Below are 18816 nucleotides of genomic sequence, written 5' to 3' on the forward strand. Positions count from 1 at the left end.
ATAACCTTGGTCCTCCCGGTACCGGTACAAGCGTATCACGCCCTCCCGAGCCGGAATAGAAACAAAACAACGATCCGAATAGAACGGAATTACGCATTTTTGCCAGAGATAGAACATTTCTCCGTTTTTATGAAACGAATTACCGAACCCCAGCGGGGGATCACCCGCGTTCGTACCAATATCCCGGGTTACCGTGGCCCAGACGCATCAACGCTTCGAGAAAAAAGTAATCCCCCCAGATCACATAATCATCGGTTGCGATGCCGCCTCTCACATAGTAGGAGCCGTGGCGCAGGAAGCCCTGACCCTCGTCTTCACCGTTTACCTCACCTGAGAAACAACACTTTGCCAAAGCTGCCACGGAACGCTCGGCAAAAGCCAGCAGCTCCGCCCGGTCCGGATCATCGGCGGGCAAATGCTCCACAAGCTCCAGGACGCCGCACGCAGCGATGGCTGAGGCCGAGCTGTCCCGCGGTTCGCCTTCGGTTTGCGGCGCGTCAAAGTCCCAATACACAATCTGATCCTCGGGCAGATGTTCGATGAAGTAGCGCGCCAGCCGTTTGGACGTATCCAAAAAAGAAGCATCCCGGAAATAACGATAAGCCAGCGCGAAACCGTAGATCCCCCAAGCCTGCCCCCGCGTCCAGGTCGAGCCGTCGCGGAAGCCCTGATGCGTGCCGCCCCGGACCGCATCGCCCGTGACGGTGTCGAAGTAAAACGTGTGATACGAGGAGCCGTCGCCTCTCACCAGGAACCGTTGGCTTTGCTCAGCATGAGTGCGGGCGATGTCGGCATATTTGGGATCCCCGGTTTGCTGGCTGGCCCAATACAATAACGGCAAATTCATCAGGCAGTCGATGATGATACGTCCGCCGTTGACTTCATCGCCCTCGGGACCCCAAGCTTGCAGGATGCGAGCGGTCGGCCGCCACCGTTTCAGCAGCAAATCGGCCGCTTCCAGGGTCGACTTCCGGGCAGCTTCATCGTGCTCAACGATCCACTGCGCCCCGGTGGACAACAGATACAGAAATCCGATGTCGTGATGGTCCAAATGACTTCGCTTCGTCAGTCGTTCCTGGAAGGTCGCCGTGGCCGCAGCAGCGGCTTGACGGATCGCTTCATCCCGGCTGTACTCGTAGCTTAGCCATAAGATGCCCGACCAGAAACCTTCCGTCCAGTCGGTATGCTCCACCAGCTGGTACTTGCCGTCACCGTTGCTAACATGCGGAAAACCGGATTGAAAACGGGAGAGATTCGTTCGCGTTATGTCCAGCGTTTGTTCGATCACTTGATTCCAGTTCATTTTTCTCCTCCTGTAGGTTGGTGGGGTGATATTCAGATTACATAACGACATCCACACGGACGGATGAGCGTCCAGGATAAGCCGGCAGGACATGACCCTCCAGCGGCTGACCGTCGACGGTGATGGATTTTATGCCTTGGCAAACTCGGCTTTCGTTGCGAACCATAATCTCGTAGTCGCAGCCGCGGAACCGGCGCTTCACCGTGAACCCTTCCCAATCCGAAGGAATACAAGGGTTGACGGACAGGCCATCGAGGACCGGCTTGATGCCCAGGATATATTGCGTTGCGGCGACGTACATCCAAGCGGCCGTCCCCGTCAGCCAGGAAACGTTGGCTAATCCGAACTTGTCGGACTCCGGCCCAAACAGGTTGGAGGCATAGACATAAGGCTCCGCTTTGTACCGCCATAGGCCGGCTTTGTCCATCGCCACGTTCGGGAGCAGTTGGCGGTAATATTTGTAGGCGAGGTCCCCACGTCCAAGCAAGCATTCGGCAATGATCGCCCAGGTGTTGGCGTGGCAAAAGACCGCTCCGTTCTCCCCCGTCCCCTTGTTGTAATTCGTCAAAGGATCGGCGGGATCGGGGAACGTGCTGATGGAAGGATGGATCTTCTTGATGCCCAGCTCCGTGTCCAGCAGCTCACGAACGCTATCCATCGCTTGCCGGCCTTTCTCCGGATCAGCCATGCCGGAGAGAACTGCCCAGGTTTGGGCGTTGAGCCAGATTTTCGCCTCATCGTGTACATCGCTGCCAAGGAAGCGGCCGTCATCCATAATGGCACGGCGGAACCAGCGCCCATCCCAGCCCAGGTGGTTGACCAGCTCCCGCTGCTGTACATACATCGCCTCATATTTCGCGACATCCTCGGGATGTCCAGCGGCGACGGCGAGATCCACCATGCGCTGCAGCACCCAGCCCAGCTGCATAGCGGTCCAGATGCTCTCCCCTCGACCTTCGCGGCAGACCCGGAACAGCTGGTCGTTCCAATCCGACCGCAGCATCAGCGGGAAGCCGTTTGGCCCCAGCTTCGACGCCGTAAAATCGATCGCGGCCTTCAAATGCTCGTATACCGTACCTTGGCCGCCATCGTAATAAGGCACTTCCGCTTGCAGGAATCCGGCATCCCCGGTTTCCGCCAGCAGATCCCTAGCCGCCAGCACCGGCCACAAATGATCGTCGGAATGGACGCTCGTCACTGGTTCCCAGCCTTCGTTCGGGAAAAAATAGTGATTCGCATGCCCATCCCGGTACTGCTGGCCAAGCAGCAGTCGCAGCTTGCCCAGCGCTTGCTCCGGATCAAACGGGACGACCGCCAAAATATCCTGCGACGTGTCCCGATATCCAACGCCGCGGAACGTGCCGGTGGCATAAAAGGAAATATTGCGCGAAAACAGGAAGTTGCGATGGGCTTGATACGGATTCCAGAGGTTCAGCATCCGCTCGGCGTCGGAATCCGGCAGCCGGCAATCCCAAGCGCCGAGATAACCGTCCCAAAAAGCCCGCAGCCCTTGAAACGAACGCTCCACAAACCCGGCTTCCCGGGAGTGAGCCAGCGCCTGCTCCACCTCAGCTTCATCCCGGGCTGTGCCCAGGAAGATGTGAAGGGTTCGGCTTTCGCCCGGCTCTAACCGAACCTTAAATTGCAGCGCACCACAGGGATCGCCGCCCATCAGCGTGGAGTCGTGGCAGCCTCCCTCTTCAATCGCCGCCGGATTCGCCTCGCTTCGATAGCTCCCGATAAATTCCTCACGGTCGCCGTCATATCCGGCCAGCGGCGTATCGGAGGCAAAATAGACGAGCGGTGTCTCCTCCGGCTTGGGTTGATTTTCAACGCCATATCGATATACCAACGCTTCCGACGGGTGATATTGCACGGAAACCTGATGTTTGTTGTAACATTGCCACTGCAGCTCGCGCATAAACTCCATCATCCCGAACTCCACGTAAGCGTAAACGTTCAGCTCCTTGGCTACCGCAGTCTCATTGGACAAGCTTAGTTTCCAAATCAGCGAATTTTCATCGGGGCCAACAAAATACAACGTTTGGGCCGCGATGCCTTCCCGCTTGGCTTCGAACCGGGTGTAGCCGAGGCCATGGGCGCTTTTCCATGTATCCGGTTTGTCGGCGGCAGGTTCGTTGGTCGGACACCAGTAAGTTCCCGAGCCCGCGTCCTGGATGTAAATATAAGGGCCCGAGCGGTCCATCGGCAGGTGAAAAAACCGATAGCGCGTAATCCGCCAAATTTGCGGCGATTTATAGAAAGCCACCCCGCCGCCCGCATGGGACAGCATCGTATGAAACGTACCGTTGGACAAATAGTTCATCCACGGGGTGGGCGTGTCGTGCCGGTGGAACTCGATTTCTTTTTCCGCATCGCGGAAGGAATAATAGCTTAGCGGGTCATTGGGTTTCATGGGTATCTACTCCTTACTCCTATGTTGGTTTCTAACGGACCTCAGCGCCGTTAATTCCCCCGGAGCCGCCGGTTTCCAGCTGTAACGGACTCCACCGGCCTTATTGTGCATCTATGCGGCTGATCCAGGCGATTTGGGAGCGAATAGCGGCTTTCCGGTCCGTTAGAAACAGAAAACATGCTTTTTCTAGCAAATAAGGCCTTTCAGGTCCGTTACCGTAAACCAGTAAACCCGAGGGAACCGAGGCGGGTTACTTCGGCTCCACCTCGTCCAGCGTCAAGCTGTACGACAGGTCCTTCATATAGCGCCCGTCGGGATGCAGGAAGACCAAACCAAAGTCGAGATCCGCGCCGGTCCCACGCGCGATGGCGATCAACCGGTTTAAGCCCGGATGTAAGACCAGCTCCTGTTCCGGCTCCGGCACCCGTTCGCCGTTTAGCACAATTTCAACTGTGGTCGAGGCATCGGCGAGCACGCGCAGCCGCCCTCGGCGGAGAGCCGCCTCCTCTTCCGGCACCGTCACAAAGCAGCTGAGAAACCATGGATCTTCTCCCGCGTTGGCGATGTGCAGCAGGCCGGTGGAGCGGCGTTCTTTTTTCTGCATCCAGCCGTACAGGCCTTCGCCCAAATTGTTCAGCGAAAACTCCGGATCGGTGTAGTAGGCTCTCATCGCTTCGTAATCAACGTAAGGCGGACAAGGCAACGCCATCATGGTTTCCACCGCCCATTCGCCATCCCCCTTCTCCTCGTGCAGCAGCTCATCGTCAAAAGACGCGCCCAAGTTAGCCAGCAAGCGAGTATAGAAGCGTTGCGCCTTGTCGCTATCGGGATCCGGCAACAGCTGGGAGCAAACGACCGTTCCGCGCCCCACCTTGGCTTCGATCACAAAGGAGCCGGAAGGCTGCGCTTTCTGGCGATTGAACTCCACCAGCGCGAGGCGGCTGTATTCGGCGGTGTACCCGTGCACGAAGAAGTCCTTCCAGGCCGTGCCTTCCACGCTGGTGCAAAGCACGTCCACGCCTGGGGCTTCCAGGCGGTGGGTGGCGAGGACCCGGTTGACCACTTCCCGCGGCGACAAGAACACCTTGTCGAAGCCAAACAGGTCAACCGGGCTGAGCCCGCGGGCGGCGGCGTGCGCGTAGTCCGCCGCCAAATGATACGTCTCGTGCGGCGCCACGCGCACGGGACGGTCCAGCAGGCGGGCCAGCGCCGCCTGCTGCAAGGGCTCCGCCGGCAGGACGAGCACGCGTCCGCCGGCTTCGGCATGGCGCCCGGCCGCTTTCCCCCCCCCCCGCGCCCCCAGCAGGCAAGCCTCCGCCCCCCACCCGCCGCAACCCCGCCCCCGCCCCTCTCTTCTTACCATCTCACTGGTCTTTCCCTACACGTCGCACTTCCGATCTGATGTTCCGCTTGCATCGCTGTCGCTTATACCCATCTGCAAGCCTGCGGCACGCGATCGGCGTGGGCCATCAGCTCCAGCTGATTGGCCACCATCCGGCCGCGGCCGTGCTTGTATTCGAGCAGCGGCGACCACAGATCGCCGCCGTCGCCAAAATCGCCCGCGCTGCACTCCAGCAGCAGCGTGAAATCACCGCGGACCGGCTTCTCGAAGGCCGCGCGGATGATCGGCAGCGGACCTTCCTCGGCAAGCTCCGGACGCCAGAACATCAGATCGTCGTCGCCGATCCCGGTAAGCGCCGGATGGCCGTAATCCCCGGCATGGGCCCGCTGGAATGGACGCCGCGACAATGTCAGCTTCCCCAGCGACAGCTGGTTCTGTTCCAGTAATAGCAACCGTCCTCCTTGCGCGACGTACGCCTGGAGCAGCCGTTCCAACGTGCCGTCCGCATCCTCTGCGTAACTTCCGATGACCAGGAGCCCATCGGCCGGCATACGTTGATCGGCCAAATGCTTCCGATCCACCCGTTCACAGCTCGGCACAAGCCTGCGGATCGTCTCATAATCCGCATCATTCCCCCAATAAGTCGCCGGCCGGGTGACGGGGACAGGACGACTCCGCAGGCTGGTGGAGAGGATGCGATAGTTCAACCGCAGCTCATGCACCGGCTGTCCGTCGTGAAGAAGCGTGGCCGTGAGCTCCGCCTTCCCTTCCGATTGGACAGGCAACGGCTGCCAGCTCATCCGGAGCACCTTCGGCTCCGCCGGGCCTTGCGTGAACTCGAAGTGATCCTCATGGACAAGCGTCTCTCCTTGCTTCACGGTCAACTTCACCACGACGTTTCGGCTCGACAGCGTGTCATTGTACACGTCAAAGCTGCGGTCGACCGGCTGGTCGTCATAGAAACAGCGATCATATTCAGCCGCAATGATCGTCGTCGCCTTAAACGCCTCAGCCATCACCGCAAAAGCGGGATTCGACCGATACCTCGGCTCCTCCTCCGGCAGCAGGCCGTTGTGGATCGTTAGCGAATAAGCCGGAATCTTCTTTGGCTTCACGCCGGGGAGCCCAACGTCAACCGGCGGCGGGAGGAGCACCTCCCGTTCGGGCATCGCCCGCATGAAGTAGTGGGCGAAGTTAAATGTCGATATGCCGGAAACCCGCTGGCGTCGTGCATACTCCACGAACAACCGCTCTTTCTCCGCCAGGCCGAGGGTGCTTTCATCGGTACCGCGGTAAGCCCGCAGCCCGATGTACATACTGCTGTTCTGCGGGCAGATGTACCACCAGCCGCCATGCTCGCCGAAGGTCAGCGGAACGGTGCGATCCCATTGTCCAATCGTCCCGTCGATGTTGTAATGGCGGCTTTCCACCTCGGTATGCACTTTGGAGAGCAGTCGGTTATCCCCTTCAGCAATAATCGCCCGCGTCGGGTCCATCTCCCGAATGGAGGCCATCAGACCGGGGAGATGCTTCTTGAAACCATCCCGTCCGTCCACCCAGCGCATCTCGTTTTGCACGCTCCAGAGGATGACGGAGGGATGGTTTTTATCGCGCCGGACCAACCTGCGCACATGCTGACGGCAAGCCTCCAAGAAGTCGGGATGATCCGCTTGCATCGATTTGCTTGAGCCGTAAATGGCCGTTTCGTCGACGATCAGCATCCCCTCCTCGTCAGCGATCCGTAGATAGTCCGCCGGATAAGGCTCCGCGTGCAGCCGGATACTGTTCACCTGGACGGAGCGGCACATGCGGTACCAGTTGCGGATATAACCTTCCGTCTGCTGGGCTCCACCTTGAAAATGCCACGAGTCACCGCGCAGATTTAGCGGAATCCCGTTCAGCATAAACTGCGGGCCTTCGCACCAAAACTCGCGAAAACCAAATGTCTCCTCCCGCCGATCAATGACGCGTTCCCCGTCCAGTAGCTCGAACTCCGCCCGGTACAGGAACGGCGAATCGGGGCTCCACCACTTGGCGTCCGCCCAATCCAAATAGAACAACGCGCGGTACACTTCCCCGCCGAATTCGTTCTCACATAACCGGTGCCACCGGGCTGTCTCCGAGGAAACATGCTCAATCGGCCGTTCCACCAGAAGCACCTGCTGCCCCTCCCCGGTCGTCCCCCTTGGAGGTCGTCCATCATCGGGACTCGAAGCCAGCACCCCCAGCTCGCGAACGCGAAGCCGGACACGCAGCGTTCCATCCCCTGCATTCGCCGCCGCTATCCCTTCCGCTCCGCCGATCACGGCCTCTGCCTCCAGCCGTCCGTTCCGAACGGAGGTCCGCAAGGTGACGTCCTCGACGGCCAGCAGCGGGTAGCTCTCCAGATATACATCCTGCCAGACCCCCCGGCATACGCTGCCATACCACGAGCCAACCAGTCCGGTGACCTTGTGGGCACCGGAGGGCAACGTCGTTCGATCGAAGCTCCCGCAAACGACGTGCAGTTCATGCTCCCGCCCCGGCGTCACGTAAGACGTAATATCCAGCCTTAGCGGCAGATAGCCGTCCTCCCAGACGGCGACTTCCCTGCGGTCCAAATAGATAACCGCTTTCTGCATGATGCCGTCCAGTCTCAGCACCATTCGCTGACCGGTCATCTCTTCCGGCACCCGAAAGCTGCGGTGCAGTACGCCAGCCTCAGCGTCCTCCCATTCCTTCGGGTACCCGTACAAATCCATCGGAGTATAGGCATGCTCCGGGATTTCGCCAAAGCGTTTCCCCGCCGCCTGCGCGTAAGAATGCCTCCAACTGGAAGGAACCCTCACCTTCTGCGCCTCATAGACGAGAGATTCCGGCAGCGTGCGGCGCCGCGGCTCGCCATACAGCGGCATAAAATCCCAATCTCCGTTTAGGCATAACGTATGACGCATCGTATCTCCTCCTCCATCCGGTCCAACGCCGCGTGCAGCACCCGCTCCAGCTTCCGCCAAAGCTCCTGTCCTGCCGGAACCCCCGTCCACGGGACAAAATGCGGTTCCATCGTTTCGGCCCAGCGTTCCGGCTTAAGCGATGTGTTTAGCTTTCCTTTGTAAGTTGCGGGCTCAAAGGTCGCAGGCTGCTCCGAATAGAAAAACAACAAGCTCTCGTGCAGCCCAATGATCCCGTACTTATCTCCATCGCCCGGCTTTTCCTCTTGATATTGATAATGGTGGTAGATATAGCTCGCGGCGGCTTCGGGGTTCAGTCGGGCTAGCCTGCCGTAAGGTTCGGTCGAGCGATTCGGGCGCCGCCATGCCGCACCTGCAACTGGTTGATGGTAATGAAAAATATCCGTCATCGGCGCCCACCGCCGCTCCATTCCCGTTCCGAGCCCCGTCTCCGTTTCTCTTCCCGGCCAAACGGCCAACCGTTCACCAGCCGCCATCAGTAGCTGTTCCGGCGGAATCGACTCCCCCAAACACTCATAATACAAATAGTACCGATTCCCGTCGGCAAACAAGCTGAGCTGATCAACCTCCAGCCGTTCCATCGCTTCAGTCAGCCCCAGCGAAACCTCCGGACAACGCCAAAGCTCGGCCGTTCCTACTCCCTCTATGCCCTCGGCCCGGTAAATGCGCCGTTTCATCGCTAACCTCCCAATAGATCGGGGAAATCTATTCGAAAAATCGCATAGATTTCCCCCGTTTACGTCGATTTCAAAGCCATCTACTTGAAATTTCATATACATAAAGGCTTCCGGACGACGAAGGCCACGAATCTATATGAAAAATCATATAGAATCTCGATTTCAGGCCTCGTTTGAAGAAATATACTCGAAAAACCGAATACAATCCGTTCAGATCACGGATTCAGCGATACCCGAATATCGTCAAACAACAGATAGTCGAACCCGCTGACATAGAAGCCAACCTTGCCCCGCGGCCGATGGTTCGGATCGGTCCCGGCGACACGCAGCGCACCGTCAACGTAGGCTGCGACGTCGCCTTCCTTAACAACCACCTTCACCGCGTATTCCGTATCGGGCTGCAGATCTAGGCCCGGCAAATCGGCTTCCGCCAGCTTCTGCCAGCTGGTGTCGTACAGGATCCAGCCGGAGGTCCCGTCCGCCCGCGTCCGGTAACCGATGCGGGTAGACCCCGCCGCGTCCTGCCGGTCGAAAATATACATCACACCGCCGTTCTCGGGCATCACCGTCGGCGTCTTCAGCGTGAACTCCAGCACATAAGACTCAAAGTCACGATCAAGCAAACCGGTCGCACCGTTTAAGATCTTGTAGCGCCGGTTGCCGTCCGGATCAGCCGCAATGCTGCGGTTGGGATCCACCGGCCAACCGTTGCCGCCGTTTTCAAAGTCCGTCTCATGCATTACGTTGGATACGGTGATCGAAATGTCCGCTTTAACCAGCGGATTCACCGCCGAAACCGCCATGACGATCGTTTCCCCTGCATACACGGCGTTTACGACGCCCATCGCATCCACCGTCGCCACCGCCGGATCGGCCGTCTGCCACGTAACCTCCGTCTCCGGCGTATCGCTAGGGTCGAAGGTGAGCTGCATCTGCCGTTGTTCCCCGGGAATCATCCGAATCTGACTCTCAACCGGAAGGATCCCGGCTAACTCCGTCGACAGCGCCTTAAACTGGATATCGTCAAACAACATGTGACTGACGCCGGCGACGTAGAACCCAACCTTCCCCTCGGCGTTATGTCCGGGATCCATGGCCTTCAACCGGAGCCCACCATCCACATACACGCTGATGTCGCCGCCTTTAACGAGCATTTTCACCTCATATTCCGTGTTAGGCTGCAAATCATGGCCTGGCAGCTTCACTTCCTTCAGAATCGCCCAGGCCGGATCGTAGAGCAGCCAGGCCGAGCTGCCGTCCGCTCGGGTTTTGTAGCCGACCCGCGTGGAGCCGCTGCCAACCTGCCGATCGAAGATGTACAAGGTCGCCGCATTCCCGATCGTCTCCGGCGTCTTCAGCTTGAAGCTGAGCTCGTATTCGGAGAACGACTTGGAACTCAGCGCCGTTGCGCCGTTCAGCACCTTGTACCAGCGGTTGTCGCCTTCCTTCACGATGCTGCGGTTCGCATCCTGAGGCCAGCCGTTCGCCCCCGATTCGAAATCGGTGAAGTCCATCACGCCGTCACCGGCTTCCACCGTGACGTTCACCATAGCCGTGAGCTGCGGATTTTCCGCCGACGCCACCGTGATCGCCGTCTGGCCTACCGCCTGGCCGGTAACGACGCCGCTACCGTCCACCGAAGCGATGGCCGGATCGGCCGAGGTGAAGGTCAACACCGGATTGTCGGCGTTCCAGGGCAGAACCGCCGTCCGCAGCTTCACCGTTTTCCAGCGGTCTACGGTCACGTGGTCGTCATAAACCGCGACGCCCTGCACCGGGTAGCTGTCTTGGCCCAGCGTTGTGCCCGCCTTGCCTTGGATGCCGATCTGATCAAACGGGATATTGGGGAATCCGGGAATTTGCTGGAACACTTCCGCATCCGGACGTAGCGACAGGTCTCCCCCCGCCAGATCCACAAAGCCGGGATCTTCCGCAGTCACCCAGTTGTTGGCGTATTGAATCAGCCCAAATTTGTCGTACGCCCCATTTTCATTCGTTGTCGAGCTGCGCGGGACCACAGGATTGTAGATCACATTCCCCTGAAACGTATTCGTGTCGGGATAATAGCGATTTTCCGTGAAGAAATCAGCCAATTCCGGGTATTTCTCCAAGTACGGCGTACCCACAAAGTTGTTGTTGGCGGCAAACAAGGCCAGCCATTTTGGCATGTAATGTTTCGGAACCTGATCGTCCGGATCATCGCCAAGATACAAATCTGCGTAATCGTAAGGCACCTTGCTGTCCACGAAAATATTGTTGCGCGACAGGATGTGCGAGCCCCCGTTGTTTTTAATCGCCGAGTTGCCCATTTTATAGAAAATGTTCTCGTCGATCTTCAGCCCCATCGTAAAATTGTCGGGATACACGCCTTCCACCCCGGGTTCCGTTTCCCCGATATGATGGAAATAATTGCGCCGGATCACGGTCCCGCGCTCCTGCGGCGTTTCGCCTGCATTCATGTAGATCGCACCGAGATCGGAGAACGTTTTGCATACATCGTAAATATTGTTGTATTCCACCACATGGTCATTGCCAAAAATCAACACACCGGGATGAGGCGCATCATGCAGCTCGTTGTGTTCCATCCGGTTGCCTACACCCGACAGGAGAACACCGGGATTATAAGCCTTGTGATAATAGGCAAAATCGTGGATATGCGAGTTCCTCACGACGTTTCTGCCGGGTGAGAGCGTCGTTTTGTTGCCGCCCGTCAGCGTGACGGCCGTCCCGCCGATATGATGGAGATGCGTGTTCTCGATCGCATGGTCCGTGCCGGGAACGCCGTCAAAATCGTTGTAATAGAAGCGGCTTTGCGTGTTCACCAGGACACCGCTGTTGGTGAAATTGCGAATTTCGCTGTTTTCGATCCGCATATGGCTGCCGCCCATAAACACCGCTGCCGAATCGCGGCCATTCTCCAGGATCAGCTCGGAGAAGTTGATGTAAGAAGCGTTCAGCGCATTGATCATCGGCGATTTCAGCATTGTGACTTCAATCGCGGGATCCGCCGTCATAAATTCCGCATTCGGCAGAAAATACAGCTTCCCCGCCTGACGATCGATGTAGTACTCGCCGGGCATATCGATTTCCTCCAGCAGGTTTTGCGCGAAATGGAAATCCGGGTACCAGTTCTTGAAGATCCCGCTCATCTCTCCGTAACGAAGCGTAATGGTCTTGGCGGCCGGATCGATGGAGGCGATCTTGTTGTACGACCACTCCCAACTGTAGCCAAAAATCCCGTCCAGCCAAATGTCGTCCGCCTGCATCCAGTACTGCGGACGATCATACGTGTACGTAAACGTCCCCCCTCGCGTATGCACTTCCCCATTAGGGTCTTTCCGCGTTGGGCCGGGATCGAGAATTTCGTCCATCTGAACGGTACCCTCGTTCGGCCAGCGCGCCAGCGTCATGCCCTGCCCGTTGACGTACAGCTCCATCGGCGGAACTTCGCTTAGATCGTTGGCGAGATAGTACCCGTGACGGCTTAAGTTTCCATAGTCCGTAATGCCAAGCGCCGCCAAATCCGCCACCAACACCTTCTCCCGTGCTTCCGGGCTAATGATTCGGCTTCGTACCGCCTCGTCGGTAACCGGAACAAAGACGGACTTCTCTAGACGCTCGGAGCCGGACAATACAACCTTCTCGCCGGGGTATGCCGCGTACGTGATCGGCTTGCCCGCAGCACCCGAATCCTGTTCCCGCAGCTCGAAGCTTGCGGATCGCTCGTAGCGGCCCTCGCGCAAATAAACCGTGACGCCTCCAGCTGGCAGCCCTTTTGCCGCTTTCAGTTCCCGAATGGCGTCCCGGGCTTTCTCCAGGGTCCGAAACGGAGCCTTCTTACTCCCGTTGTTGGTATCACTGCCATTGGTAGCCACGTAATAAGCCGTGGCGCGGGGATGGCCGGTATTGCCTAAATCGGCGGGATGGCCGTTTCCCGTTGCGGAAACCGCTGACGTTGCTACAGGACTTAACGTGAATAACAGACTGGCGATCATCAGGGTGAGCCAACTCTTTTTCTTCATCGCGTTTCTCATCCTTTCGCATGTGATATAAACGGCTTTGCCCCATAAACTCTGCGGCAAAGCCGTCTCTCACAGCTGGTTTCTCCCTATCTCCGCTCCACGTACTTTAGTTCAGGCGAGTCCGATTACTTTAATCCTTTTTCCTTCAGGAACGCTTCAAATTGACGAGTCACCTCTGCCACATATTTCTCCTCGCCCGCTTCTTTCAGCTTGCCATACAGCACAGGCCATGTTTCGTCGAAGTCCAGCGTACCGGTGAGAATCCCCCGCTTATACTCGCCCCACACGGCGTTCAAGTTAGCGATCTCCGTGTTCACTGGTTCGGAATTAAACTTGAAGGCGCCAATCGGGTTAACTTCGGCTTCTTGATTGATCTTTTTCGTTTCTTCCCAGATGTTCTCCGGCTGCCCTTGCTTCAGGTATGAGTTGAACACGCTGCCGAAAACCCAGTCCATATTCGGACGATAGCGGGTATCCGCCAAGGCTTCAATGTAATCCCCGGACACCTTTTTGTAATGGACGTCTTCAATCCCGTTACAAATCAGGTTGTAGAGCTCTTTGTCGGTATTAATCAGGTTGAGCAGCATCATCGCCCGCTCCGGATTCGGCGAAGTACGGCTGATCGATTGGTTGGTCGTTGCCGAGTAACCGTTGGAATACCAATTGCTGATCGGAATCGTGATTACTTCATTGCCGCCGTTTTTCGCCTTCACCTCGGCCTCGACGCCCGGCTTCAGCGTGACGTTAAATTCCACCGCGATTTGCCCTTTGGCTTCATAATCGGTGAAGTTGGCTGTTGCTGCATCCTTGTAAATATAGCCTTCCTTATACCATTTGCTGACCAGCCGGTAATTGTTCAACTCTTCCTCAGGATAACGGTGCAACGTGTAGGTCGGATCGTTGGTCTTGATGAAGAAATGGTTGTCGAGCCCCGGAACGCCCCAGAACTGATCGTCATGCACCTGCGGAATGAAATCAAAGTAATTGCCGAAATTGCCAAACGGGATGATGTCCGGTTCGTTTTGCTTGATTTGCGCCAGGAATGGTTCGATGTCCTCGATTTTTTTGATGGACGCCGGATCCAGTCCGTATTTGTCGGCAAATCGCTTCTGCACGATATAACCGTACCGGTTGCCGTTGATCTGCTGGTTCGGAATTCCGTAGATTTTTCCGTCGACGGTCAGGCCGTCCCACATCACCTGCGGAACATCTGCTTTCAGCTCGGGAGCGTACTTGTCAAGCAGTTCATCGATTGGCTGAATCGCCCCTTTACGCACGAGCTCCTCCGGCTTCAGCATGTAGCCGGTCCAGAGAATATCAAACTTCTCGCCTGCCGCCAGCACGGTGTTCATCTTTTGCACATAGTCGCCGATGGCGATTGGCATCATTTTCACGGTGGCGTTCAGCTTCTCCTTCACGATCTTGTTGATCGCTTCCTCCACCTTTGCTTGATCCGCCTGCAGCTGGGTCAACGGATAATACCAGGTCAACGTGACGGGCTCAAGCTCGCTTGTACCTCCCGTCTCCGTCGTTGGAGCGTTCGTGCTTTCCCCGCCGTTCCCGGCGTTAGCGCTGTTGCCGCTGTTGCCTTTTCCGCCGCAGGCCGCCAGTACGGACGCCGTCAGCAAGACCAACGCCAAAATTCCGATTAGCCTTCTTCTCATGTCATGACCTCCTATGTTTCATTGAGATTTGTTGGTTTATGTTAACCCTTGAGGGAGCCAACCGTAAGCCCTTTCACGAAAAACCGTTGAAAGAATGGAAAGATCACCAGCATCGGTCCGCCCGCCAGAACGGCGATGGCCATTCGCGCCGAGTTGTTCGGGAAGCTCGCCAGGTCGATGCCCAACTGCTGCGTAAACTCGGAATTGGAGGTAAGAAAATCGATGCTCTTCAGGGTGCGCACCAGCAGCAGCTGCAGCGGCACCTTGTTTGGATCGTCGATATACAGCATCCCGTTAAACCATTCATTCCAGTAGGTGAAGGAGATCAACAGGCCCAGCGTGGCCAGCGCCGGCGTGGACAGCGGCAGGATGATGCGAAAGAAGATACGGAACTCTCGCGCCCCATCGATTTTGGCCGACTCGATGATCTCAATCGGGATTTTCGACATGAACCCTTTCATGACCATGATATTAAACGGCGAGAGCAGCACCGGCAGGATTAATGCCAGCAAGCTGTCCTTTAGGTGCAGGTATTGCGTCATCAGAATATACGAAGGAACCAGCCCGCCGCTGAACAGCATCGTGAAGAACACATAAAACGTCGTAATCCGGTTATACCGATAGTCTGGCCTGGAGATAACGTAAGCGGTCATTGCAGTTAACAGCAAGCCGGCCAAAGCCCCGATTACGGTCACCGTAATCGTCACCCCGTAGGCCCGAAGCAAAATATCCGGAGCGTCCAGCATATACCGGTACGCGTCCAGGCTAACCGATTTGGGGAAAAATTGGTAACCGTATTGAGTGATCGCCTTTTCGTCCGTTAAGGATACGGCCACAACGAGCAGAAACGGCAAGATGACAATCAGCGACAGGACCGTAAACAGGAGATGGAGACCGATTTGGGAAGGCTTGATCGTTTTCTTCATGGTTGCCTCTCCTCCTTACCATAGCGAATGATCGGGATTGATTTTGCGCACGATGCCGTTGGCTAACAGCACCAGGATGAACCCGACCACCGATTGATAAAATCCCGTTGCCGCGGACATGCTCACGTTCCCAACTTCGCGCAGCGCCCGATAGACGTAGGTATCGATAATATCCGTAGAACCGTACAGGAAACCGGAGTTGTTCGGAATAAAATAATGCAGCCCGAAGTCCCCGCGGAACATGTTGCCGATCGAGAGGATCAGCATGATGATAACGAGCGGTGCCAGCAGCGGAATCGTAATTTTCAGCGCCATCTGCCGTTTCGTGGCCCCGTCGATCTTCGCCGCTTCGTAATACTCGCCGTTGATGCCGATAATGCCGGCAAAATAGATCAGCGTGTTGAACCCGACCGCTTTCCAGAGCTGAACCAGAATCAGAATCGCCGGCCACGGCCCGGCGTTTTGGTACCAGCTAATCGGCTCCATGCCGAAGGCCTCCAGCGTGCGGTTGATAAATCCGTCCGAATGATTTAAGAAGGCGTAAGCTACATACCCCACAAGTACCCAGGATAAAAAATAGGGCAAAAACAAGGCCGTCTGGTAATACTTGCTCCATTTCGCCTTCACTTCATTTAGCAGGATCGCGAGCAGGAGCGCCGCAGCCGCTGTGGTTAAGATGTAGGCGGCGTTGTACAGCACCGTGTTTCGCGTAATCCGCCAGGCCGCATCGGTAGAGAACAAATACCGAAAATTCTCCAGCCCCACCCATTTGCTGCCGAACATGCCCAGGTCGTACCTGTAATTCTTAAAGGCAATAATGAGTCCAACCATGGGGAGGTAAGCAAAAATCAGCTTGTACACGATCCCCGGCACCGACAGTATGAAGAGCTCCCGGTTGTTTCGAAAATGGTGGAGCTCCCTTCGAATCCATGAATCCCTTTTCAACATTTCAAAGCCCCTTCCTTTCCATCCGTCTTGCCTGCGACAATGGCTTTGCACGTCTAACGATAGCGCAGCTACGGGCAACATCGTTACTGTACAATTTCAGGATTGCTGTACCGGGAGGCTGTAATGATTTCGGATTCCTGTATCGGTACGCCAAAAACCCGCAGGCGGTAGCTTTCCGCTGCGGGTCCATGTGGATAGGGGATTCATGTATTGCGGTCGATGGCCGCTTTCAGCCGGTATTCCTTCGGCGTTGCACCGTAACGCCGCTTGAACAGCCGATAAAAATAGCTTTCGTTGCCGAAGCCAACCTTCTCCATGATTTCCGCCACCGTCAGTTGCTGCTGCTCCAAATACAGACGGGCCTGAGCCAAACGGACTTCGTTGATCCGGTCGACGACTGACAGCCCCTCCTCCGCCTTGTACACCTGGCCTAAGTGAACGGAGCTCATCTTCAGCATTTCGGCGATCCGCTGCACGTTCAGGTCGGGATCCGCGTAATGCTTATCGATGATTTCCATGACGGTATCGGCCAGCAGCCGGTTTTTGTTCTCGCGCCCGCTGCGGCGTTGTTCCAGCACCTCCCGCACAACCTCCAGGAGTACAACCTCGATTTCGTGAAGTGTTTCCTGCTCCAAAATACGCCGGTTGATCGCCTGCAGGTTAATCGACACCGGGTTGACGTTGTGATGGTTCATCTCGCCAAGCGTATTACTTAGCGCCACCGTTAAATGCAGCAGTCCGGAGTACATATTCTCGAAGCTGAACTCTCCAAGGAGCTGGATCCAGCTGCGAATCGCTTGCTCCGTTTCCTCTGGGTCGCCGCTCTTCAGCCCATCCGTCAGCCGCCGCTCCAGCTCTTGCGGGACGCGGAACGCTTCATTGGTTTCGTTAGCCCGCAGCCGCTTCGGTTCAAGGATCGCTCCTTTGCCAAAAATCATGCGGTAGTTCGCCCGTCGCACCGCCAGGTTGTAATGCTCCGTCAGCCGGCGGTAATCCTCGAATACATCACTAAACGTTACCGTAAAGGTGATCCGGTAATAGCGGAGAATGGTGTTTTGCAGCTCGCCGAAACGGTCTCCCAGCTTCTCCAGCTCCTCAGACTCCCCGCCGACAATAAAGACGAGATGTTCGCTCTTCATATCCGCTGCCTCGCAGGAAGCGCCGTTCCCAAGCAACTCCTGGCCGATATTGGCCACGGCGAAGTAGAGCAGCGATTCCGCCGCAGGGCCTTGCTGTTTGGCCAATTCGCGGGCATCGTCAATCTGCACCAGCGCCAGCCGTAACGGCGACGGATACGCGATGTCGATGCCGTATTGCGATTTAAGCTTTAAGAAGGCTGGCTCCTCCAAGCTTTCGCTCAAGCTGATCAAGCTGCGCAGGTGATACTGCTTGGCGATATTCCACTGCGATGCCCGCTCCTGCTCCAGCCCTTTGAGTTTCCCCAGCATTTCCGTCACGTTATCCGCGATAAGCGACAGCTCATCCTTGGCCGGCGTCGTCCGAGATCCTCCCGGCGGGACCAGTGTAAGCAGATGTCCCACCGGTTTGTACAGCCGCAGCGCAAAGAACACCGACAACAATACAGCAAGCAGCGCCACGGAAAACGTCACCGCGATTTCCGTCCACCGCATCTGCCGAACGCTGCCTAACACATCGTCATAATCCTGCAGGCTGATGATTTGCCAGTTGTTTAAAGCCTTGCTTAAATAGGTGACCTTGTATTTGCTTCCATCTTGCGCGTAGATAAACGAGTCCAGCGGATGATCCGAGCCGGCGATCTGCCGGAGAACCTCCTTGGTATCAAGCCCTTCGGGCAGCGAACGATCATTGGACATCAGCAGCCGACCCTCGGCGTCGGTGACGAACAGCATATCATTTTCTCGGTCGACCACCCGATTAAGCGCTTTCAGGTTGTCTAGCATCCAACCGGGCTTCACCGTTAGAATCAGTACATCATTGTTAACGGAACCCAGCGTAAGCCCGTCGTACACGAAAAAAGCAAACACGTCGATCCCTTCGTTCCCGCCGTCAAGATCGAGCGGCAGCAGCTGCAGCTTCGGCAGCTCGTTGTCAGCGGCCATCACCTTTTCCAAGGCGCCGTACAATTGGCTGTTATCCATCCCGTGGTTCAGTGACGAGAAGAAGCGTTCTTGCTTCCCGTTGTAAAATACGATGGCGTGCAAATAAGGGGAGCTGGCCACCGTTTTGTTCAGTCGTTCGATTTTCAAAATGCTCTGTTTATAGTCCCCTCCGGACTTCAGCGCGATCATCTCTTCCTCGTTGTACAGAGAAACCGCCAAATCTTTGACGATGCCGTTCATGTTTTCGATATTGTAGTTGAGTTGAGTGAGCAGTTTGCGGTCGGCGTCGTTTTGCAGGCTCAGCACCTTATCGCGCGCGACGGAGTTCAGGACGAGAGAGGCAATCGCAAGCATGGCGACAACGGGCATAAAGCTGAGCATGATCCGCTGCAAATATTTACGCGAGCGGAGCATTTGCAGCACATTCATCGGTTCTCACTCCCTGTTGATAGCTTGGGGTAGTTGGTGTTTAAACATCTTCTATTT

Annotated in this window: 10 protein-coding genes; all 10 read right to left on the bottom strand. The window is 56.6% G+C overall.

Translation table 11 applies throughout. From position 1 onward, the window contains the following. Positions 1-160: 160 nt before the first annotated feature. The 10 genes from BN3277_RS16825 to BN3277_RS16870 all read right to left on the bottom strand — a co-directional run bounded on the left by BN3277_RS16825 (position 161) and on the right by BN3277_RS16870 (position 18759). Positions 161-1303: a glycoside hydrolase family 88 protein gene (locus BN3277_RS16825; protein WP_059044528.1), complete on the bottom strand. Its 1143-nt coding sequence runs from the start codon at positions 1301-1303 to the stop codon at positions 161-163. Positions 1304-1340: 37 nt separating this feature from the next. Next, complete coding sequence (locus BN3277_RS16830; RefSeq protein ID WP_059044530.1) at positions 1341-3719, bottom strand: GH36-type glycosyl hydrolase domain-containing protein; 2379 nt, start codon at positions 3717-3719, stop codon at positions 1341-1343. 250 nt (positions 3720-3969) lie between these two features. Next, positions 3970-5082, bottom strand: a complete 1113-nt coding sequence (locus BN3277_RS16835; protein ID WP_059044532.1) for a hypothetical protein — start codon at positions 5080-5082, stop codon at positions 3970-3972. Between the two features lie 62 nt (positions 5083-5144). Then, positions 5145-7994: a glycoside hydrolase family 2 protein gene (locus tag BN3277_RS16840; RefSeq protein ID WP_059044533.1), complete on the bottom strand. Its 2850-nt coding sequence runs from the start codon at positions 7992-7994 to the stop codon at positions 5145-5147. Then, positions 7973-8689, bottom strand: a complete 717-nt coding sequence (locus BN3277_RS16845) for a hypothetical protein (RefSeq protein WP_059044536.1) — start codon at positions 8687-8689, stop codon at positions 7973-7975. The genes BN3277_RS16840 and BN3277_RS16845 overlap by 22 nt, the downstream gene beginning before the upstream one ends. A gap of 215 nt (positions 8690-8904) precedes the next feature. Then, entirely contained in the window at positions 8905-12711 is a 3807-nt protein-coding gene (locus BN3277_RS16850) for an Ig-like domain-containing protein (protein ID WP_059044538.1), read from the bottom strand. Positions 12712-12836: 125 nt separating this feature from the next. Continuing rightward, positions 12837-14375 (bottom strand): ABC transporter substrate-binding protein, encoded by a 1539-nt coding sequence (locus tag BN3277_RS16855; protein ID WP_059044540.1) that lies wholly within the window; start codon positions 14373-14375, stop codon positions 12837-12839. Positions 14376-14416: 41 nt separating this feature from the next. Beyond that, the gene (locus BN3277_RS16860; RefSeq protein WP_059044542.1) at positions 14417-15301 is read right to left on the bottom strand and encodes a carbohydrate ABC transporter permease; all 885 of its coding nucleotides are present in this window, start codon (positions 15299-15301) and stop codon (positions 14417-14419) included. A gap of 15 nt (positions 15302-15316) precedes the next feature. Next, positions 15317-16249 carry an ABC transporter permease gene (locus tag BN3277_RS16865; protein ID WP_059044544.1) on the bottom strand — a complete coding sequence of 311 codons (933 nt, stop codon included), beginning with the start codon at positions 16247-16249 and terminating at the stop codon, positions 15317-15319. A gap of 203 nt (positions 16250-16452) precedes the next feature. Then, a complete protein-coding gene (locus BN3277_RS16870; RefSeq protein ID WP_059044546.1) occupies positions 16453-18759 on the bottom strand; it encodes a helix-turn-helix domain-containing protein in 2307 nt (768 codons plus the stop codon). Between the last annotated feature and the right edge of the window lie 57 nt (positions 18760-18816).

The organism is Paenibacillus rubinfantis (assembly GCF_001486505.1).
GTDB lineage: Bacteria > Bacillota > Bacilli > Paenibacillales > Paenibacillaceae > Fontibacillus > Fontibacillus rubinfantis.